We start from the raw sequence: 20,790 nt of genomic DNA, 5'->3' as shown, positions 1-20,790 counted from the left end.
GATATTAAATTAATAGTATTATATTCAATTACTTATGAGATGTCAATAGCTTTTCTTGAGAAGTCGCTATGAATTCGGCCATCTTTTATTTCAATAATACGATCGGTTTTTTCAGCTATTCTTCTATCATGGGTGATGATGACAAATGTAGTTTTAAATTCTTTGTTTATTTTTCTAAGCAAATCATAAATCACTTCACTGGTATCTGAATCTAAGTTGCCTGTTGGCTCATCAGCTAGAATAAGTTTTGGGGTATTGATTAAAGATCTGGCAATTGCAGCTCTTTGTTGCTGCCCACCAGACATATTACCTGAAAGGTTATTCTTTACTTTGGTCAAACCAACTAAATCAATAAGTTCATGGGCTCTTGCTTCTAATCGTTTATCTACCTTACCATATTTGATATAGTGTGGCATTAAAACATTTTCAAGTGCTGTGAATTCAGGCAATAAGTAATGAAACTGAAATATGAATCCAATGGTTTCATTTCTTAGTGTGGCCAAATGATTAATATCCATTTCATCCGTTCTTTCACCATTGATAAAAACTTTGCCACTTGTTGCCTTATCTAGGGTACCCATAATATTTAAGAGCGTACTTTTACCACTCCCTGATTGACCTATAATGCTATTAAATGTGCCTGATATAATTTGTAAATCTAAATCAAAAAGAACTTGAGTTTTAATTTGTTTACCATATACTTTAGTAATATTATTAAGCTCTATTATTTTATCCATTGCGTATCACCTCAATTGGAGAAAGCTTTTTAGATTTTAATGCGGGTAAGACAGAAGCAACTGTGGATGCTGAGATAGCAATAAAACCTGATAATCCTATAAACCTAATGTTAATAAAGATTGGTACAACAGGTGTGCCATCTGCATTTAAAGCAAATGTACTAAAGGACCATAGTAACACAAGACCTAATAAAATTCCTACTATCCCGCCTACCATGCCTAGCATTAGACCTTGAAATATAAAAACCAAGCTTGCGTTTTTATCATTAATACCCATTGCCTTTAATATTCCAATTTGCTTAGATTTTTGTAATACTGTAATAGCCAATACACTTGCAATACCAAGAACCACAGAAATAACAACAAACACTTGAATCATAAGGCTAGAAGTACTTTGTCCATTAAGACCACTCAAAAGCTGTTCATTGGCCTCTTTCCAGTTACTTAAAGCTATTGATTTATTATTTATGGCTTGACTTATCTTCTCTGTTGCTTCTGTTGCATTAAAAGGTTCTTTTATTTGCATTTCAAGGGCTGATACTGCATCATCTTCATATTCAAATATTTCTCGTGCTAAGTCAAGTTCTCCGACAACCCAGCTATTATTAATAGCAGCAACCTTCAAATCAAAAAGCCCTGATACCACCACTTCAGTGAGCAAACCATCTGGTGTTAAAATTTCTATTGTATCAAATACATTAATTTTATTCTCTTTCGCTAATAACTCACCTAGCATAACTTCATTAGCCTTGGGAAAGCGTCCTTCAACTAAAGCCTTATCGAAACGATAAATTGTATTGGCTTTATTCATTTCAAATCCACGAAAAAGAACCTGTTCAAATTCATTATCAAAAAGCAAAAACGCCCCCCTTGTAAGGGTTGGTGAAATAGCGGTGATTCCTTCATATCCTTGCATAGTTTTATTCTCAATATCAATATAATCTACTATTGGTTCATTCTTCACAGATGATTGAATTGTGATATGAGATGCTTGGCCTATGGTGGCATCCACTAAACTAATCTGCAACCCTTGAATTAAGGATCCAATGAAAATTTGTACTGAAATACCAATACCAATCCCTAACGCTATTAATATTGTTTGACCTTTATTAGATGTAAGAAATCTTAAAGCAATTCTAAAAGCTAATCTCATACCAACTTCCCCTTTGCTATAATGGTAGACTTTAACTTTATTATAAGTCAATAATTATTATTAATCAATAATTATTATCATACCACTATACTTTAACCAACCTAAATCAAATGATTAAAATAAAAAATAGCAAGTTGGGTTCGATCTCTTAAGCCCAGTTTCTCCAAAATCCCACTTATGTAATTCCTTACTGTTCCCTCTCCTAAATACAGTTCCTGTGCTATTTCCTTGTTTGAGAGACCTTTGGAAACCCATGTAATGATTTCAAATTCTTTATCTAAAATCCCATAGCTTTGGTAGTCCTCTTTCTTTCCTTGATTAGACATAACAGCGGGTAGCTTATTGATAATTTCCTCTCCAAAAACATTCTGTCCAGAATAAACAGCATTAAGTGCTGGTATGATACAATTGTAATGTTGTTTTAAAATGTATCCTTTTGCACCTATCTTTAAAGCTTTAATAATGTATTCATCATCTGCAAAAGTGGTCAGAAAAAGAATTTTTGCTTTTGTAAATCTCTTTAAAATTTCTTCACCCGCTTCTAATCCACTCATTTCACCCATTCTTATATCCATTAAAATAATATCCGGTTGATGCTCTTTATAGAGCCTTACGGCCTCTTCTCCACTGTTGGCTATTGCTAGTACTTCAAACCCTTCATTAGCTTCAATAATTGTTTTTAATGATAATGAAACAAGACTATCGTCGTCTACAATTATAATTTTCACATTTATCCACCCTACCCTTTTAAAGGAATTTTTATGTAAATATATTACATTAATATTCTATGTATAATCATGGTTTCATAAAAGATATGAATATTTTAAATCCTTTAGATTGATCAAAATTGATAATCCCATTTAGTGATGCCACTCTCTGCTTTATGCTCTCAAGTCCCATTCCTTTAAAACTCTCTATTTCTCCTTTTTTCTTTCCATTATCATATATTATAAGCTGGAAAAGTTTTGGATGCTCATAAAGGCCTATGGAAACAAAATCTCCATTAGAATGTTTTATCACATTTGATAATGCCTCCTTAATAATGGCTATAATAGCGTACTTTGCCTTGGCTGGCATTTCTCCATGTATTTCATAGTTTAGTTTTACTTTACAAAAAGTAAAGTTTTTAAGTATCTTTTGAATCTCCCCGTATAGGTCAATGGAATGATCATGAAGGTCATGAACACTTTTCCTTATGGAGTTCATACCTTCATCCAAAGTGTTCTTAACCACCCCAAGGCTTTTTACCGTGTTCTCATCTTTACTTACAGCCATAATAGCTCCGATTTGTAATATGGAACTTGAAAGAAGGTGCCCAACATTATCATGTATTTCTCGTGCAATCCTATTTCTTTCGTTTAAGGTAGCAAGATTCACGTCTATATCTTGTTTAATAACAAGCTCATTTATTTTTTCTTCAAGAGATAATGAAATTTCTGTTAAGTAATCTCTTTGAGTAATATAATCCTCTCTAAGTTTATTTTCTTTTAGCGCACGTACTTTTAAAAAATAAACAATAGTACAGATAAGGATTAACACCCCATAGCTTCCTGAAGAAAACTTATTAATGTGTAATATATATGGTATTAAACCTATGAATATTAACATTTGAATTTTTGTATGTAATAAATCATAACTTATCAAAGGCAAAAAAAATACAAACTGGGGATAGAATACTGCACAGATTAAATAGCCAATAAAAGCTATTTTAGCGAATGCCTCGTCACTAAAATATTCTATTAGCCCACTAATAGCAATGGCTACTGCCATGGCAATAATCCCTTGGTAAGGTGAATATTCAAACAAAAGCATACCAGACGCACCAGCAAAAATAATTATCTTATTTAAAATATTGCTCATGTTAACCTCCAATTGCTATTTTTAACTTTATTATAGCACATCAAAGACTATTATCAAGATAATGATATATCCTATATGACAATTGTCATATTAAACTTATTACATCTAACACTGCCTTTTACTAGAGATTTCTAATACAATAGGATTATAAAGAAAGGGGACGATAATATGATAGTTAAAATTGAGAATTTAGTTAAAAGATATGGCGATTTAATCGCTCTTGATCATTTGAATATTGAAATAAAAGAAGGTGAAATTTTTGGTCTTCTAGGCCCAAATGGTTCTGGAAAGACAACAGCTATAAATTGCCTACTATCCCTATTAAAATTTGATAAAGGATCTATTGAAATCTTTGGTAAAGAAATGACGCCATCTGCCTATGATATAAAAAAAGACATTGGTATCGTTATGCAAAATGTAGCTGTTTTTGAAGAGCTCAATGTCTACGAGAATATTGATTATTTCTGTGGTCTTTATGTTACTGACAAGAAAAAACGCAAAGAGTTAGTTGAACGTGCCATAGAATTTGTAGCATTAAAAGACTTTGTAAAATTTCAGCCTAAAAAATTAAGTGGTGGTCTTCTAAGAAGGCTTAACATTGCCTGTGGAATTGCTCACAATCCAAAGTTAATCATTCTAGACGAACCAACGGTTGCAGTTGATCCTCAAAGTAGAAATAACATTCTAGAAGGTATAAAAAAATTAAATGCAGAAGGCGCAACGATTATTTATACTTCCCATTATATGGAAGAAATTGAACAACTTTGCTCTAGGCTAGCTATTTTAGATAAGGGAAAAGTCATTGCAACAGGTACTAAGGAAGAGGTTAAGGGGATGATTTCACTTGGAGAAAAAATTGTTGTAGAAACCTTTAACATAAATGAAAAACATTTAGATAAAATCCGTCAAATACCTAATGTTATTGATGTTGAACTAAGGGAAAATATCTTAACCATTAAACAAAATAATGGCGCAAGTAACCTTGTTAATATAATGACTTTTATTGCTGAAAATGATATTAGTTACGGTAAAATTTATTCTGAATTGCCAACTCTAAACGATGTGTTCCTTGAAATAACAGGGAAAGAACTAAGAGATTAAGGAGGGATACTATGTCATTTCACATTTTTAAATATAGTTTAAAATCCTTAATAAAGGATAAAATGGCCTTATTCTGGATGCTTTTCTTCCCTCTTATTTTAGCTACATTTTTTAACCTGGCATTTGAAAATCTTATGTCTAATGAAAATTTTCATCAGGTAAAGATTGCAATAACCACTGATTATGAAATGCCTGAGGGTCTAGAAGAAGCAATGAAAGAAAGTAATCTTTTTATTATATCCTACACAACAGAAGATGAAGCAAAAGAACTTCTATATGAAAAAGAAATTACAGGGTATTTAAAAAACACAGATGAGCTAGAACTAATAATTTTTTCTTCCGGGATTTATCAATCTATTACAAAAGTATTTTTAGACAACTATGCTCAAATTTCAGCTACTATTTATAATATTATTGAAGGAAACCCTCAAATTATCTATATGGGCTTTTTAGAAAATCTTCAGTTTGAGGAAGGGTTTACGGAAGAGATTCCTGTAAATAATTCAATGAATATGCTTGTGATATACTATTTTGCTTTATTAGCTATGACTTGCTTGTTCTCCTCTATTGCAGGATGTTATGCTGTGGGCATAACTCAAGCAAATCAAACATCACTAGCTGCTAGAATAAATGTTGCCCCAACACCTAAACTTAAAGCTTTTTTATCACTGATTTCTGCTACCATTAGTTTTCAGTTTATGTCCGCATTGATTGCTCTCACCTATATAACCCAAGTTTTAAAAGTAGACTTTGGTGATAGAATCCTTCATATCATTATCATTTGTTTAGTGGGGTGTTTTACAGGTACCATGTTTGGTGCTCTGTTTGGTTCAGTTACAAAGTTTAAAGCAGAAGTTAAGGATATGTTAGTGTCTAATATAACCATGGTTATGTGCTTTTTATCCGGCTTAATGGTTTTACAAATTAAATATATCGTTCAGGAAAAAGCACCTATTATTGCTTATATAAATCCTGCAAGTTTAATTACTGATGGTCTTTATGCACTTTACTATTATGATACTTTTGAAAGATATTACCTTAACCTTTCCTTGTTAGGTTTACTAGGAATAATCTTCTGCACTATTACTATCCTGATTTTAAGGAGGCAAAAATATGCAAGTATTTAAAGTTTTTTATAAAATTGTACCTAGAAAATTCTTAGGCGTTTTCTTAATCTATACAATCATTTTTGTTGGTCTTGCAACATTTTTCTCGAGGAGTGGATTGAATCAAACTGAAAATGCTTTTGAACTTTCAAAGGTTAGAGTTTCTGTTATTAATGATGATCACTCGCCCCTTGCTAACGGGCTAGAAAACTATATGAATAGTATTGCCAGACCAATAGAAATAAATAGAGATGAAGAAAGTATTAAAGATGCACTATTTTTCCGCCAAACAGAATTTATTGTTATTATTCCTGAAGGTTTTCAAGATAAATTTACTTCCTCTGACCATATTAAAATTAATACAATGTCTGTTCCTGATTCAATTAGTTCCGCATACGCACAAACCATTATTGATAGTTACTTGAATACTGCAAGACTTTACATCTCAGCTTATCCTGAAATGCCTGTTGAAGAAATCAATACAAGAGTTGCTGCAGATATTTCTACAGAAGTAAATGTATCCTTCCTAAATATAGAAAATAATAATGGCAATGGCCTTTCACACCTTAACGCTTATTTCAACTTTTTATCTTATATATTAATCGCTATGCTAATCTCTATGGTTGGGCGCATAATGCTAATATTTAATAATAAAGAACTTAAAATGCGTAATTATTGTGCACCTTTAAGCAGTAAAAATTATAATTTTCAACTGATTTTTAGCAATTTGTTAATCGCTTTTATTGTTTGGTTTGTCTTTGCCGTTTTAGCTTTTGTTATAAACAAAGGCACTCTTAATCAAACTGGATCGTTTTTATTTCTTATTAACTCATTTGTTTTAACAGTAATTTGTTTAAGCATAAGCTTCTTAGTATCTACATTTGCAACAAAAAATTCAATTGATCCTATAGGAAATTGCTTATCTCTTGGATTGTCCTTTTTAGGTGGTTCCTTTGTACCACAAGCACTTTTAAGTGATCAATTAAAAATCATTGGCGTCTTTAATCCAATATTCTGGTATATTCGAGTTAATGATGCTATTGGAGAACTTACTAGTATGACACAGTCTTCACTTCAACCTATTGTTTATGGTATTCTTGTTCAATTGGCTTTTGCTATTGCACTGTTAGCTATTGCATTAGTGATTATTAAACAAAGACGTCAAACTCATTAGTAATATGCGCATCACTCTTTTTTCTAATTTTGTTAGATAAATGCTGTGCTATAAATCAACTTTTTACTTTATAGAAAGTCTGTCTATATAAAAACATTTTATAAAAAAGCAGTTCGTCTATACGAACTGCTTTTTATAAGAAATTTTTTATTTTATATGAATCTTTCGGATGGTAGTAATTGTATTGAAAAATCAAATTACCTATGCTACTGTATAGTAATAAAAAGATAATCTAGAGGTATTCCATTTATGATAATAAAACAATGGCATCGAATATACTTGTTTTCTAAAATTAATATGATTTTAATTTTCGGTTTTCTAAGTATTATCTTTAATATTAACCAATCCACCATGATATTTACACTAATAGGTGTTATGTTAATCCTCTGTTGTAGCCATGAGTTACTCACTGATGGAGATTCTATTAAAGAAGATAAAAAAGAATGGGTTCTTAATAGCATATTTCTTTTTACCGAGATAGTGATTGGCATTCTGACCTTTTTGATCCTTGAAGATTGGTATAATGCAATGTTTATATACATATTGGTTAGCCCATCCTATCAATGGATTAAAAAAATACGTATTTTTCTTCCATCAGTTTGTTATTTATCCTATTCTATATTTTTTACTTTAACAAGTGCGCTTGATATAAAAACAGTATCTTATACTTTTTTATTATTATTTTTATGTCTTGTATTGTATTACATAGAGAAACTTGTATGCTTATATGAAATCAAAGAAACTCAAATATTAAAAAGTGTAAAGCAAAGTGTTCTAAACGAATTGCTTGCTAAAAATATAAGTAAAGAATTAACTGAAAAAGTATATCTTGTAGAAGAAAACGCTAGGTATGAAGAAAGAGAAAATATTGCTCGAAATATGCATAATGCCGTAGGCCATACCATAACTTCTGCCATAATGGCATTAAATGCTACAAAAGTCATATATGATATGAATCCAAGCCTAGCTAAAGAGAAAATATCAGTTGCAGAAGATCGAATGCATAAAAGTTTAAATGAAATAAGACAAGCGGTACGAATACTAGATAAAGAAATTAATGAACTATCCATAAAAGAATTATCTAATATGCTAAAAATTACTTGCGAACAATTTATGTTAGATACTGAGATACAAATTGTATATAAATTTTATGATGCTCTTGAAGATGTTTACATTAATAACCGCCATTGTGAGTTTTTACACTCTTCTTTATCCGAGGCATTGACCAATGGCGTAAGACATGGCAATGCGACCAGATTCTACGTTGAGATGATATATGATTCACGTCATGTTAAACTCATTGTAAAGGATAATGGAACTATTTTTAATCAATTTCCACTAGAAGAACAACAAATCCGTTTAGAAAATGGATATGGATTAAAAAAGATTCAAAATTATATAACTCGGTGTGGTGGTAATACAAAATTAGATTTTCAGGAAGGATTCCAAATAACCATGGAATTACCTATAATTTCTTCAGAAAAGAGGTGGGAATAATGATTAAAGTATTATTAGTTGATGATGATACAGAATTAATGGATAATCTGGAACTCATCTTAACTTATCAAGGTAAAATGAGTGTGGTAGGAAAAGCAACAGATGGAAAAGATGCATTAGAACAATTAAAACATATGAAAACAGATGTTATCTTACTTGACCTTAATATGAAGGGAATGGGTGGCATTGATGCTATTCCTTATATAAAGAAAAGCTATCCTAATTTAAAAATCATGGTTCTTACGACATTTTATGATGATCATTATATTACTGAAGCGATTAAAAAAGGTGCTGATGGCTATTTATTAAAAGACAGTAATCCTGAGAATATTATAGATGGGGTAAAACATATCCTTACAGGTCAAAGCATCTTAGATAATAAGGTTATGAATCAATTGGCAAAGATGATGCTATCTAAAAAGGAAGTGAAACAGGAGCACTCCCTCAACTTCTCCCAATTAACCAAAAGGGAAATGGAAGTATGTACACTTCTATCTGAGGGAAATACAAATAGTGCAATAGCTACTCAATTATATATTTCCCAAGGCACCGTTAAAAATTATATTTCTTCAATTTATGATAAACTAGAGATTCGTGATAGAGCCACTTTAGTTGTGAAATTACGAGAATGTCTTAATAAAAATTAAATTGAAAAACTTTAATACAATGAGGTCATTAACAGTTCAGTAGTCTAAGGGATTAGGCTACTTTTTATTATTCTTATAAGTGAAACTAACTGTATTATGCTAATATAAAGTATGACTTCAGTCACTTGTTGACAAAAAAACTTAATGATAGACTATTAACAATAATTTTTATTTAGGGGGCTAATTGATAAGATGAAGAAAACATTAAAACCAATGACTTATCTGAAAAATAATAAAAAAAGAGCAATGATTTTAATTATTAGTTTCGCTATTTTTATAACTTTAATATATGGATTGCGTTTTTTTGTTAATCCCATGAAATATACTCTTGAGAATATTGTATTGGGCAAATCAAATCACATGCAGGGGGTATTCATTAATCGGAACGACATATTGAGTATGGATATTTCCCTATGGGATACAGACTCTACCTCAACTGTTCTTGAAAGGATAACCGAGGTAAATAGAGGCGTCAAAGAATTTGGTGAACAATTAGCGTTAAATGAACACATTGATTATGTTATTCCTTTTTCTAGCTACCATATTAATATTCATACTTTAATATCAAGTGCCAGTTATTATATTCCTCTAGTAGAAAAAGAACAAGTTAACACCATTTGTGATTATTTGAATATTACCCTAAAAGAGGGTGCAATGCCAAAAGAGCCTGGAGAAATTATAGTGGATGAAAGAATGGCCGCCAATTGGAATTTAAAAATTGGGGACAGCATAAATAATGACAACACAAAGATATCAGGAATTGTTAAATCCGATTTTTATTTTGCAGTAGGCATTCATTTTGATGAAGGGTTTATAAAAAGAAATCTTTTATTTTTAAATGATGGTTATCTACTCAATCTACAAGATTATTTTTATAACTTAGGTTATTCTGCATCCTATTTCAATAACGATGATGCTATTCGTATCCTTTGGGATATGGAAGGTGGAAAACAAGAAGTCAATAAGCATTTTGGAGATTTAGATCCCGTACTTCGATTGGTATCTTTAATTACTACCTTAATTATCGCTGGGACTTTATTTCTCGTGTATCAACTACATGTCCAAGACCGATACGAAGAATGGTGTTTATATCGCTCCTTAGGCTTTTCACAAAGAGACATTTATTTGTTAGCAGCAAAAGAATTTATATTTTGTCTTGTAACTGCTATATTGCTTGCAATTGTCCTCTGTTTTTTCCTTATTAATGTGGGTGGGCTCTTTATGGACAGTCGTGGAATCGTTTATCGCTTTTGGATGCCTGAGGTATTTGGACAGATTATTGCAGCGTTATTGTTTTTAGCAGGAATCCTGCACATACCTGTAATAAGCGGAATGCAAGAAATCAAAACAATTGATGGTTTAGATGATGATTTTTAGAATTTGGGAGGGATTTTATGTTTGAAATAAAGAATTTATCCTTAATATATGATATGGATAAAACAGAAAAGGTTTGCGCAGTAAATAATGTATCACTATCATTGCCAGATACTGGGTTGATTGGATTAATTGGACCATCAGGTAGTGGGAAATCCTCTTTTATGTACTGCTTGTCTACTTTAAAAGTTCCCACAAGTGGAAGTATAAGTTACCAAAGAAAAGACTTTGCTACACTAAGTAATAAAGAAATGGAGCTAATCAGAAGACAAGAATTCGGCTTTGTTTTTCAGAGGCATTTCTTAATTGGATATATGACTGCCCTAGATAATGTTATTGTAGCAGCTAATAAAGAAGACGGCTCAAAAGAAAAGGGTTCAGAAATATTGAATCAACTGGGTATTAAAGCTAGTGATATTAGAAAAAAACCAAAGCAGTTATCTGGTGGCCAAAGGCAGAGATGTGCTATAGCAAGAGCATTAATGAATTCTCCAAAAGTTTTATTCGCAGATGAACCAACAGCCTCCTTAGACCATGAAACTGCCTATATGGTTATGGATTATCTTAAAAGTTATGCTAAGGAACACTTGGTACTAGTCATTACCCATGATAGAACCATATTAAAAGATGTTGATATGGTTATTGAAATGTGGGACGGAAATGTTAGTAATGTTAGAAAAGGAGGCATATTCCTTTGAAACCCTTCTCTTCTTTCTATTATGTAAAAAACAATAGTAAAAGAACCATACGTATTATCATTATTATAGGATTATTGGCCCTTTGTTATCTAGGAGGGGTATATCTTGACAATATTAAAACTGAAACAATTGCAGTTATTGATCATCAATCCTCCTTCGTAACGGTGAATGCTTCTTATAGAGATGAAAATGGGCAGCAATACAGAGCATTCTTAGAAGAAGTAAAAAATAATAATTCAATTGAATATTTTCAAATAGGCTTTAATTATGTTGCCCACAGAACAATGCTAGGGTTTTTAAATAAGAATACCGCATATACTTTTACAAAGGAAGATTTTAGTAGATTTAATTCCTATATGAATTATGTAGATCAAGCATTCATTCCAAAAGATAATATGATTATAGTATCAAAAAAACAAGGAAATGCATTAAAGGTCACTATAGGAGATACTATAAGCTCTGATAATGAATTTATTAATGCCTATTACGGTGGTGACTACTATGAGGTTGGTCCACTTATGGATGTAGATGCATTTATAAGCTATTTTATTACATCAGATTCAACGGACTCTGCAAGTATTTTGATCTTACCAAATCCAATATATCCTGAACAGGAATATAAGCAATTTATTCTAAGCATAAAAAATAAATATGATAAACTACAAATTATAGATTATGAAGAGTTGCTAAAAAATGCAAAAACGAATTTTCAAATTAATGATATATTTTTTATAGCAAGTATCCTTTTATTATCTATTGTATTTATAATTACTACTAATGCTGCATTTGTGGGCTTGTATGATCGACGGATATCAGAATTTGAGCTTTATCATTCATTAGGTATTCCCAAGAGCACCATTAGAAAAAAAGTTATTGGTGAGATCCTTCTAATGAATGGAATGGGTATTTTATTATGTATTGCAATATGCATTACAACCATATTTTTTCTTAATTTTTTTATATTTGAACCTGATGGGTTACGGTTGAGATACTATGCACCTATTGCCCTATCTGCAACAGTAATAAGTAATATTGTTATCTTAGGTATTTGTATACTTTTAAGACTTCGTACAATCTCAAAACTTAAGATGGCAACATAATTTTTTCTATTTTTCCCTTATGAACAACTCCGATTTTATCATTATTTTATAAATGTTCATATTAGTAATTCTCCTTAAAAATGTTTGAGATGATATAGGTAACAGTTTTTTCTTAGAAGGAATAAACTGCTACTAAGGAGGTGCTCATCTATGCATTGGCAGCAGGAACTTCATCATTTAATGGATCAACCAGTAGGTGTTTCTTTTATTGATGGTACAGGTACTTCAGGTATACTTTGCGACGCTTATAACAATGAAATATACTTGTTAGAGTATTTATACCACTCTCAATTTGCAACTAAACATTATGCCTTTAACCAGATACAGGATATCCACCCATTTCCATCATGTCATATTCACCATAATCTTTACTAGCTTCCTCTTACGTACAACTAAAACACCTGTAAAACATAATGGCTTTACAGGTGTTAATTTTACAATAACTTCATTTTTGATTACAAATTAGTAATTCTTATCAGCGTAACCAACCCAGCCGCCTTCTTTAACAAGTACCTTGTCAAATTCGCCAACTTTAAAGTCAATTGTTTCTGATTGATCTTGGGCCGTTACAATAATCTTATCGTTATCCACATCGATTTCTATTTCTGTGTCTTTTCCTGCGTAATTTTCGAAAAGATAGTCTATCTTATCTTTTGATAATTCTATTGCAAACATACCGCAATTATACATATTTTGTCTAAATATCCTAGCAAAGTTCTCTGCAATAACCACATTGATGCCATTAACTTCTAACGCCCATGGCGCATGTTCCCTACTTGAACCACAACCAAAATTTTCTCTTGTTATAACGACTGCTTTGTCCTTAATATCTTCCCCAACATTAAAACCCTCTAGGGTTAAATCTTCCAATAAATACGGTTTTAATGCCTCTTTTGTAATTTCCGTAAGATATTTTGCAGGAATGATTTCATCGGTATTAATATCACTTCTATCTAAAAATAAAACTTTTCCTTTGAATTCTTTCATTTTGCCCTCCACTATCTATGCTTTAAATATTTGTGAATTTTTTATTTTTCCTTCAATTGCTGAACTTGCAGCAGTTGCAGGACTCATAAGGTGAACGGTACCACCTTTACCCATCCTACCATTAAAATTACGGTTTGTTGTCGCTGCACAAGCTTCACCTTCAGCTAAAACACCATTACTCATCCCAAGACAAGCACCACATGTTGGGTTTGTCACACAGAAACCAGCATCTTGGAAAATCTCTATAATGCCTTCTTTTAGAGCCAATGAATAAATAGCTGGCGTTGCAGGACTTACAATTCCACGTACATCATCACTAATTTTTTTACCTTTAAGAATGCTTGCTGCAATTCTTAAATCTTCAATACGACCATTTGTACAACTTCCTATATAAACTTGGTGAATGTCTGTGCCTTCCATCTCATTTACTGATTTTACTTGGTCAGGCTTAAACCCAAAAGTAACCATTGGCTCTAATTCAGAAACATCATATGTATATACTTTTTCATAAGAAGCATCTTCATCAGAAACCCATTTAGAGTACTCTTTTAAAGCCTCTTCTTTGGAATCAAATTCATCTTTAATAAAGTCCCATAAGTATTCAACTGTTGTCATGTCAGGATAACATACACCACAAGTACCGCCAGCTTCTATAGCCATGTTACATAATGTCATACGTGATTCCATTGACATACCATCAACAACTTCACCTGTAAACTCTATAACCATGTTAGTAGCACCATTTACAGTTAGCTCTTTAATAATAAATAGAATAAGGTCTTTTGCATAAACACCTGGTTTTAATGACCCATTTAGTTCGATTTTTATTGTTTTTGGATGGTGGAATGCACATACACCTTTAAGTATTCCTACTTCAAGATCTGTTGTTCCAACGCCTGCAGCAAATGCACCAAAAGCGCCATGAGTACATGTGTGTGAATCACCCATAATTATTGTATAACCTGGTCTTACAAATCCTTTTTCAGGAAAAATAGCATGACAGACACCATTTCTTCCAATATCAAAAAAGTCCTTAATATTATTTCTTTTAGCCCAATCACGTAGAATTTTCCCTTGCTCTGCTGTTTTTGAATCCTTAGCAGGGGTTACGTGATCTATAACCGCTTTAATTTTTGTTGGATCAAAAACTCTATCCAATCCTCTTGACATAAGGTCTGTTATAGCAATTGGTGTTGTAATTTCATGACAGAAAACCCTGTCTAATCTTAGAACATGCGTATCAGGAAATGGCATGTCTACTCTGTGTTCATCAAATATTTTTTCAGCTATTGTTTTACCCATCTTGTTCTCCTTCTTTTCTACTCGAAATTTTTAAATTAAATTTGGATATATTTTATATTATATACTCTAGTAATAAAATTTCAAAGTCATTTTATGATTTTATTAATTTTACATCTCACTAATGTCTTGTAAACTACAAATATAAAGCTAAATTTCCCAATATGTATCATTGATTGTTTAACTAAATTAATTTAAACATATCCTTATTATATGCTATAATAATATATAAGTTAAATACATATTAATTATACTTAACATAACCACAAGTTATATGACTTGTACATTACTTAGCTTATGCCTCTTACTTTTTAAGAGATCCAAGCTTCGTTGAAAGGATTGGATTAAATGCTACAAACTGAGCTTTATAAAGTGTTTTATATTGTTACAAAGCATGGAAATATTTCAGAAGCTGCTAAAGAGTTATATATTAGTCAACCAGCTGTTAGTAAATCAATAAAAAAATTAGAAGAGTTAACAGGTTGCACGCTTTTTATTAGAAGTTCCAAAGGCGTATCTCTTACCTCTGAAGGGAAGATATTATATGATTATGTTGAAAAAGCTTTTGATCATTTAATAACGGGTGAAAAGATTATTAATAAAATAAATAACTTGAAAGAAGGATTAGTTAAGATCGGAATAAGTAATACCTTATGTCAATATTTTTTTATGCCTCACTTAAAATCTTTTCACAAAAGTTATCCTGAAATCAAGATACAAGTTATTAACCGATCTTCTCCTGATACTTTAAAACTTCTTCAACAAGGCATAATAGATTTTGGTATTATTAGCATACCAAATACCCAAGACAATATTACTTTTATCGAACTAATGAAAATACATGATATTTTTGTCACAAACGATCAAAATCTAGTTAGAAAAAAACTTTCTATAGAAACATTGAATAACCTTCATTTGATGATGCTTGAAAAGAAAAACCTAACCAGAAAATATATAGATGAATTTGTAGAAAACAATTCTTTACATCTAACACCAAAAATTGAAATAAGTAGTATGGATTTTTTAATTGAATTTGCTAAAATTGGACTTGGTGTAGCTTCAGTAATAAAAGAATTTGTTGCTCCAGAACTGGCAAAAGGAACCTTATATGAAATACCAATTTCACCTACGCCGCCTCCTAGAAAAATCGGAATAGTTGTACAAAAAAACATTCCATTAACTCTAGCAGCTAACTCTTTTATTGAACATATAAAAAATGAAATACCTTAATAAAGCACTCCCCCCAACCAAAGATAAAGGTATTACCTCCATCCACTAACTCCCATCCTTGCTGCCCTAAAGCATTTAGCCTAATCAATATATCTTTTTCCTAATATTAAATAAAGGTAATGAGTATTTAGGATCGTATGCCACCAAAGAAAGGGATGTTATAAGTTAGTAAGGGAATGGAAAAATACCTTCATATTGAATCTGCCAAGTTTCATTTTTCGGAAAACCAGGGTGCTTCATATTACTTCCTGAATATCCAGCCGCCATGATTGGTATTGCAAGTAATAAAGAGCCATTTCCCGGCAAATACAGGGGTAAATCACTTCTTGAAACCTGCATATTGTTACCACTTTCAACATAAGCATTTTTTTCTGTTTCATATAATAAAATATTTAATGCCTTCTCAGGATTTCCTAGTCTTGTTTCGGTCATTGCCATCATAGCAAAATCCCATCCCCACATGGATTTAAATTGCCATACATCGTATATCTTTTCCAACGTATTTTCCATGATTTTCGGATCAATTCTATCTCCCGGTAAAAGACCTAATGCAGCTACCATAGAAGGATGGTCTTCTGCATATTGTTCATATGTTTTAGGACAATTTTCATGTGCTAAATAGACACCCTCTTTTACCGTTGGTTTGGCCATATTTTGAGCTACTTCTTTCCATTTTTGAGGTGTTGTTTTATTCAGACGTTCTGCCCACTTTTCAGCAATCCATAACCCAAATCTCCAATATTCTATTTCAAATGTTGGGTTTTTGGTATCCTCTGGTTTATGACATTCTTGGGCAGGAATCAGTGGCCCAACAAGGTCATACGCCATTGTTTCCTTGTTATATACAGCAAAGTCTACCATATATTGGGCAGTTTCTTTTACCATTTCCCAATATTCCTCTAAAAAACTTTTTTCTTCTCCACATAGATAAGCTAATTCCAGTATATATATAATGTGAGGTTGCTGCCAGACCAGTAATGTAGCAATTGTAGAAGGACAATCAATGCCTTCTGGACCAACCATTTTGGGCCACTTTGCACCTTTATATCCATTTCTTGCTGCATTTTCCTTGGCATTTTCTAAAATTGTTTTATACCACCCTAAACTTCTTTTTAAAAGAGAAGTTCTACCCCATAAAGGAAGGTATGCTAGATGCCATAAATACATTTCTAAATGGGACTTGCCATACCAGCTATTTACTGTTAGCCCAGTTTCTTGTGGCGGCATAGTTGTACAGGAATTAATAGCACTTAAATAAAGAGATAGAATTATTCTTCTTTCCAGTTCATCCGCCCTTGAATCCTTAGATCCTTCAAAAGATATGATGCCACCCTCTTCCCAAAATCGTTTCCATCTCTCTTTACTTGTATTGAAACATTCTTCAAAATGACATCCCTTTTTTATTTCTTCAAGTGAAAAGGAAAGGGTAAACTGAATAGTAGAACTTTCACTTTTGCCTGTGAAAGTATGTGAAGCTACTTGTTCAAAGGCAATAATACTATCCCCTTGTAGAAATATATAACACTCGTCTTCGTCTAGCTGATGATGAAGATATAAAACATTATCCTTGTTTTTTAATACATCTGTGGTGTGCTTTTCCTGTGCATCCCATATGGAGCCAGTAATATTATGAGAGCCATAAGGTAAATCCATTAATATTGTCAGTCTTCCATCTTCACAAGCTTCAGAGTTGATACGAAAGCCAAGGGTATCTCTTTCTTGATGGACAAGAGTTGTCACTTCTACCTTTGTATTATCTATAATAAAGGTACTATATAATATCCCACTATATAAATCTAGTTCTTGTTGTATACCACTTAACTGCTCAGATGTTATCTCTTTTCCTTTATATAAAAGTCCAATTCGAGCCAAATTATATCTGTGTGGATTTTTCCTAAGCCAATTATAAACCATTTCATTGCCTGGTTTCATTTCAACACCATAGCGAAAGGTTCTTCCATTACAATCATACTCAGTCATTACTAAATCATCTAAGGTAAATTTTTTCTTACTGCCCTCAGCCAAAGTTGTGTGCCATCCCCAATCGCTCATGGTTAATAATGGAACATCTGCATTTTTTTGTTCTTCATAAAGGGACTGCATCCCTGTTACATCAGCTGTAAAAGCTATACTTCCATTACCCACTGTAAGAGGGGATTGAAATACCACTTTTTGTAACTTTGGGTTATGTTTTAATATGAGCTTCTTTCTATCTATCTGCATTTTTTCTCCCACCTTTATCCCTTCTCCACGTCTCTATTGGTAGTTGGTGTGTATCTATTGATTCTTTTCCATCCTGATTGCATATAATAAGCTTTTTTTTCTCTCTCTTGAATATGTGCAGTCCATTCATATGTCTTTGGCCACTTTTTAAAGATTTTAGCTGCAGTGTAAATAAAGAGAAGGGAGAATTTTGTAGACTTTGGCGCCCATCCCTTTGAGGGAATCATTATGATTTTTACTATGTCATTCTTTTTCTCAAGGGTATAGTGTCCACCTATTCTTCCTGTGGATGGGTGGCCTTCAATTTCAAAGCTTCCCTTTAGAATAGTATTGTTTTCTAAAGCTTGGATACTTGGAAAGGCTTCTTTGAACAATAATGTAATTGGATAGATTGTATTATTCCTGGTAATACCCTTTATAGTAGGTTGATCATTAATCCATTCTAATTCAAAATCATATTCCCCACATTTGATCTGATTTTGTTTGGATTTTACTTCTAAAGGTTTTACTTCATCATCAATAGCAGGGTTAAGAGTTGCTATTAGTGGTTTTGGGCTGTAACGGGAAAAAAGCATATTTGTACCATCAATGGGTAAAGGCAATTCATCAGATTTATGTAATTTACCATTTATATTTATTTCAATTTCAGTATGTTTTTTTCGAACAAAATAAAAATCATGTAAGAGTACTAAAGGCATTGCAGAAGGGTTTTCTGCTGCATCACCCATAGGGGCAAGTAATCCAAAGGGCTTTCTTTTTTTGGGATTATTCTCTTTGATTTTTATTATTATATTTCTACTGTTGATATCTTTAAATTCATAATATGCTTGAACCCCACAGTCATTTACTTCATAAGAAGCTCCCAGCAATTCACTTTCAACCATATTAGCTAGTCCTTTACCCACAATATCATATTTTTCTGGATCAAGTTTTAGGCTTGGTTGATGATAGATATCTACCTTGCCATCCTGCCTCCATCCAATGACCAAATGACCTTTTCCATGGATATTATCCTCGAATACTTGGGGCTCAAACCCTATATAAATCATATCCGGGTCTTTTTCGAAATTCACCAGTAATAACCTTTTCATGGGGGCTATGTCAATCTTAAATGGATTTATTATATATCTTTTTTCCTGTTCCAAAACGCGTCACACTCCTTAATGATTTATATTGGATTCTAATGAGTTAATTAATTTTAATTATAGAACACTTTCCATATTATTACAATAAATACAGTTTTGGATAAACCATTTTACTCCCTGATAACTTATATTATAACTGTTTCTACTTATCTTACCCTGATAAAAAGCACCTAACTATTTTAGCAGATGCCCCGATTAAAGGTCCTACATTTAATTTATCCAATTTGAGTAATACATGCTCTATTCTTTTAATATTATTATAGTAAAAATAATGTATGGGTGGATTAGTATTATGAAAAAATATCGAGAAATGATTCTATCAAATAACAGGCTTTATGTTACTTTCTCTTCTTTTTTAGTAATCTTTATTTATTTGTTATTTATCTTTGGATATAATGTTTTTATATATACCAGCCAACAAGTAAAATACGAAAATCTCTTTTCCAATTATCTGGAAATAAAAGAAGAAAATCAAATGTTAAGTGCTAACTATGAGACACTTCAAGAAGTAAATCAAATACTAAATGATGTCTATGAAAACCTTCAAGAACAAACCATACATTTAGAACAATATATAGTGGAGTTAAAACTAAGTATGGAAGAAATCCTACATAAAAACACTCTGCTTATGGAGGATAATTACACCTTAAGAAAAAAGCATCCATAGGTACTAGAAAGACCCCGAGAGTTGGAAATACAACTGAAGAAAAAGTTGTTTTTCTTACCTTTGATGACGGACCCAGTGTTAATACGGTTCGCATCCTAGATACCTTAATGGCTTATAACCAAAAGGGGCATAATATCAAGGCAACTTTTTTTGTGAACGGCAATGATACAGCCTTTGGCAAAGAAATTTACAATCGCATTGTAGACGAAGGTCATGCTATTGGAAATCATACATATAATCACAATTATAGTATTAATTATACAAGTTTAGATTCCTTTATTCAAAATGTTGAATCTCTTGAGGCATTGATTTATGATACCACGGGGGTCACGATGGATATTTTTAGATTTCCAGGGGGATCCAACAACACTGTACATAAAAGATATGGACCACAGTCTATTATGTTGGATACCATTGAATATATAGAAAATAGAGGCTATCAATACTTTGATTGGAGTCTAGATTCAAGGGATGCTTTAGCAGTAACAGTATCAAAGGAGGAAATTTTAAGTTCTGTTCTTAATGGTATAGGAAATAAAAGAAATGTTAATATTTTATTTCACGATAGTTGGCCTAAAACGACTACAGTAGAAGCTTTACCTGAAATTATAGATTATCTAATAGAAAAAGAATATACCTTTGAATCTTTAACAAAGGATTCTCACTATATTCATTTTGAATATATTATTGATTATCCTTAGTTTAACCTTTCATGAATAATTAACTTCATCCTGATATGCTATGCATCAAAAAACACACTCTGTAGAAGAGTGTGTTTAGACTGTAGATAAA

The 20,790-nt window shown here is 31.9% G+C and carries 20 protein-coding genes; 12 read left to right on the top strand and 8 right to left on the bottom strand.

Going from position 1 to position 20,790, the window contains the following annotated elements; all coding sequences use genetic code 11:
* Positions 1 to 32 precede the first annotated feature (32 nt).
* From EDC18_RS02940 to EDC18_RS14725, 4 genes are all read right to left on the bottom strand, one after another.
* Positions 33 to 737 (bottom strand): ABC transporter ATP-binding protein, encoded by a 705-nt coding sequence (locus tag EDC18_RS02940; RefSeq protein ID WP_132250133.1) that lies wholly within the window; start codon positions 735 to 737, stop codon positions 33 to 35.
* Complete coding sequence (locus EDC18_RS02935; RefSeq protein WP_132250131.1) at positions 730 to 1,890, bottom strand: ABC transporter permease; 1,161 nt, start codon at positions 1,888 to 1,890, stop codon at positions 730 to 732. Before EDC18_RS02935 ends, EDC18_RS02940 begins: the two co-directional genes overlap by 8 nt.
* 101 nt (positions 1,891 to 1,991) lie before the next feature.
* Entirely contained in the window at positions 1,992 to 2,618 is a 627-nt protein-coding gene (locus EDC18_RS02930) for a response regulator transcription factor (protein ID WP_132250129.1), read from the bottom strand.
* A gap of 67 nt (positions 2,619 to 2,685) precedes the next feature.
* A complete protein-coding gene (locus EDC18_RS14725; RefSeq protein ID WP_243115046.1) occupies positions 2,686 to 3,750 on the bottom strand; it encodes a sensor histidine kinase in 1,065 nt (354 codons plus the stop codon).
* Between the two features lie 171 nt (positions 3,751 to 3,921).
* Here EDC18_RS14725 and EDC18_RS02920 point away from each other — a divergent pair, with 171 nt between their 5' ends.
* The 9 genes from EDC18_RS02920 (at position 3,922) to EDC18_RS02880 (ending at position 12,822) form a co-directional block, all read left to right on the top strand.
* Positions 3,922 to 4,851: an ABC transporter ATP-binding protein gene (locus EDC18_RS02920; protein ID WP_132250840.1), complete on the top strand. Its 930-nt coding sequence runs from the start codon at positions 3,922 to 3,924 to the stop codon at positions 4,849 to 4,851.
* Between the two features lie 11 nt (positions 4,852 to 4,862).
* On the top strand, positions 4,863 to 5,978 hold the full coding sequence (locus tag EDC18_RS02915) for an ABC transporter permease (RefSeq protein WP_132250127.1): 1,116 nt from the start codon (positions 4,863 to 4,865) through the stop codon (positions 5,976 to 5,978).
* Complete coding sequence (locus tag EDC18_RS02910; protein WP_132250125.1) at positions 5,965 to 7,131, top strand: ABC transporter permease; 1,167 nt, start codon at positions 5,965 to 5,967, stop codon at positions 7,129 to 7,131. Before EDC18_RS02915 ends, EDC18_RS02910 begins: the two co-directional genes overlap by 14 nt.
* A gap of 249 nt (positions 7,132 to 7,380) precedes the next feature.
* Complete coding sequence (locus tag EDC18_RS02905) at positions 7,381 to 8,628, top strand: sensor histidine kinase (RefSeq protein ID WP_132250123.1); 1,248 nt, start codon at positions 7,381 to 7,383, stop codon at positions 8,626 to 8,628.
* Positions 8,628 to 9,275: a response regulator transcription factor gene (locus EDC18_RS02900; protein ID WP_132250121.1), complete on the top strand. Its 648-nt coding sequence runs from the start codon at positions 8,628 to 8,630 to the stop codon at positions 9,273 to 9,275. The genes EDC18_RS02905 and EDC18_RS02900 overlap by 1 nt, the downstream gene beginning before the upstream one ends.
* Before the next feature lie 192 nt (positions 9,276 to 9,467).
* The gene (locus EDC18_RS02895; protein ID WP_132250119.1) at positions 9,468 to 10,652 is read left to right on the top strand and encodes an FtsX-like permease family protein; all 1,185 of its coding nucleotides are present in this window, start codon (positions 9,468 to 9,470) and stop codon (positions 10,650 to 10,652) included.
* A 17-nt stretch (positions 10,653 to 10,669) separates the two neighbouring features.
* Complete coding sequence (locus EDC18_RS02890; RefSeq protein WP_132250118.1) at positions 10,670 to 11,347, top strand: ABC transporter ATP-binding protein; 678 nt, start codon at positions 10,670 to 10,672, stop codon at positions 11,345 to 11,347.
* Complete coding sequence (locus EDC18_RS02885) at positions 11,344 to 12,447, top strand: ABC transporter permease family protein (protein ID WP_132250116.1); 1,104 nt, start codon at positions 11,344 to 11,346, stop codon at positions 12,445 to 12,447. Before EDC18_RS02890 ends, EDC18_RS02885 begins: the two co-directional genes overlap by 4 nt.
* A 150-nt stretch (positions 12,448 to 12,597) precedes the next feature.
* Positions 12,598 to 12,822, top strand: coding sequence for a hypothetical protein (locus EDC18_RS02880; protein WP_132250114.1), 225 nt, complete (start codon positions 12,598 to 12,600; stop codon positions 12,820 to 12,822).
* Positions 12,823 to 12,909: 87 nt separating this feature from the next.
* On the opposite strand, the gene EDC18_RS02875 is transcribed toward EDC18_RS02880, so the two are convergent.
* Both EDC18_RS02875 and EDC18_RS02870 read right to left on the bottom strand, forming a co-directional pair.
* Positions 12,910 to 13,434, bottom strand: coding sequence for a 3-isopropylmalate dehydratase small subunit (locus EDC18_RS02875; RefSeq protein ID WP_132250112.1), 525 nt, complete (start codon positions 13,432 to 13,434; stop codon positions 12,910 to 12,912).
* Positions 13,435 to 13,449: 15 nt separating this feature from the next.
* Complete coding sequence (locus tag EDC18_RS02870; RefSeq protein ID WP_132250110.1) at positions 13,450 to 14,736, bottom strand: 3-isopropylmalate dehydratase large subunit; 1,287 nt, start codon at positions 14,734 to 14,736, stop codon at positions 13,450 to 13,452.
* A 345-nt stretch (positions 14,737 to 15,081) separates the two neighbouring features.
* Between EDC18_RS02870 and EDC18_RS02865 the strand changes: the two genes are divergently transcribed.
* A complete protein-coding gene (locus tag EDC18_RS02865; protein WP_132250108.1) occupies positions 15,082 to 15,963 on the top strand; it encodes a LysR family transcriptional regulator in 882 nt (293 codons plus the stop codon).
* A gap of 165 nt (positions 15,964 to 16,128) precedes the next feature.
* On the opposite strand, the gene EDC18_RS02860 is transcribed toward EDC18_RS02865, so the two are convergent.
* Positions 16,129 to 18,186: a glycoside hydrolase family 65 protein gene (locus EDC18_RS02860; RefSeq protein WP_132250106.1), complete on the bottom strand. Its 2,058-nt coding sequence runs from the start codon at positions 18,184 to 18,186 to the stop codon at positions 16,129 to 16,131.
* Between the two features lie 14 nt (positions 18,187 to 18,200).
* Entirely contained in the window at positions 18,201 to 19,331 is a 1,131-nt protein-coding gene (locus EDC18_RS02855) for a hypothetical protein (RefSeq protein ID WP_165878454.1), read from the bottom strand.
* Positions 19,332 to 19,623: 292 nt separating this feature from the next.
* Here EDC18_RS02855 and EDC18_RS02850 point away from each other — a divergent pair, with 292 nt between their 5' ends.
* Together EDC18_RS02850 and EDC18_RS02845 are read left to right on the top strand one after the other, a co-directional pair.
* Entirely contained in the window at positions 19,624 to 19,998 is a 375-nt protein-coding gene (locus tag EDC18_RS02850; RefSeq protein ID WP_132250102.1) for a hypothetical protein, read from the top strand.
* Complete coding sequence (locus EDC18_RS02845) at positions 19,995 to 20,699, top strand: polysaccharide deacetylase family protein (protein WP_132250100.1); 705 nt, start codon at positions 19,995 to 19,997, stop codon at positions 20,697 to 20,699. Before EDC18_RS02850 ends, EDC18_RS02845 begins: the two co-directional genes overlap by 4 nt.
* Positions 20,700 to 20,790 lie beyond the last annotated feature (91 nt).

The sequence above is a fragment of the Natranaerovirga pectinivora genome (genome assembly GCF_004342165.1).
Lineage (GTDB): Bacteria > Bacillota > Clostridia > Lachnospirales > DSM-24629 > Natranaerovirga > Natranaerovirga pectinivora.
The sequence above is the reverse complement of the archived record's forward strand: the minus strand, read 5'-3'. Positions and strand labels throughout refer to the sequence as shown.

What these genes read in the sequence shown, in the direction of transcription:
- EDC18_RS02940 (WP_132250133.1), bottom strand. Translation starts at nt 737, where the DNA reads ATGGATAAAATAATAGAGCTTAATAATATTACTAAAGTATATGGTAAA.
- EDC18_RS02935 (WP_132250131.1), bottom strand. Translation starts at nt 1,890, where the DNA reads ATGAGATTAGCTTTTAGAATTGCTTTAAGATTTCTTACATCTAATAAA.
- EDC18_RS14725 (WP_243115046.1), bottom strand. Translation starts at nt 3,750, where the DNA reads ATGAGCAATATTTTAAATAAGATAATTATTTTTGCTGGTGCGTCTGGT.
- EDC18_RS02915 (WP_132250127.1), top strand. Translation starts at nt 4,863, where the DNA reads ATGTCATTTCACATTTTTAAATATAGTTTAAAATCCTTAATAAAGGAT.
- EDC18_RS02910 (WP_132250125.1), top strand. Translation starts at nt 5,965, where the DNA reads ATGCAAGTATTTAAAGTTTTTTATAAAATTGTACCTAGAAAATTCTTA.
- EDC18_RS02905 (WP_132250123.1), top strand. Translation starts at nt 7,381, where the DNA reads ATGATAATAAAACAATGGCATCGAATATACTTGTTTTCTAAAATTAAT.
- EDC18_RS02900 (WP_132250121.1), top strand. Translation starts at nt 8,628, where the DNA reads ATGATTAAAGTATTATTAGTTGATGATGATACAGAATTAATGGATAAT.
- EDC18_RS02895 (WP_132250119.1), top strand. Translation starts at nt 9,468, where the DNA reads ATGAAGAAAACATTAAAACCAATGACTTATCTGAAAAATAATAAAAAA.
- EDC18_RS02890 (WP_132250118.1), top strand. Translation starts at nt 10,670, where the DNA reads ATGTTTGAAATAAAGAATTTATCCTTAATATATGATATGGATAAAACA.
- EDC18_RS02880 (WP_132250114.1), top strand. Translation starts at nt 12,598, where the DNA reads ATGCATTGGCAGCAGGAACTTCATCATTTAATGGATCAACCAGTAGGT.
- EDC18_RS02875 (WP_132250112.1), bottom strand. Translation starts at nt 13,434, where the DNA reads ATGAAAGAATTCAAAGGAAAAGTTTTATTTTTAGATAGAAGTGATATT.
- EDC18_RS02870 (WP_132250110.1), bottom strand. Translation starts at nt 14,736, where the DNA reads ATGGGTAAAACAATAGCTGAAAAAATATTTGATGAACACAGAGTAGAC.
- EDC18_RS02865 (WP_132250108.1), top strand. Translation starts at nt 15,082, where the DNA reads ATGCTACAAACTGAGCTTTATAAAGTGTTTTATATTGTTACAAAGCAT.
- EDC18_RS02860 (WP_132250106.1), bottom strand. Translation starts at nt 18,186, where the DNA reads ATGCAGATAGATAGAAAGAAGCTCATATTAAAACATAACCCAAAGTTA.
- EDC18_RS02850 (WP_132250102.1), top strand. Translation starts at nt 19,624, where the DNA reads ATGAAAAAATATCGAGAAATGATTCTATCAAATAACAGGCTTTATGTT.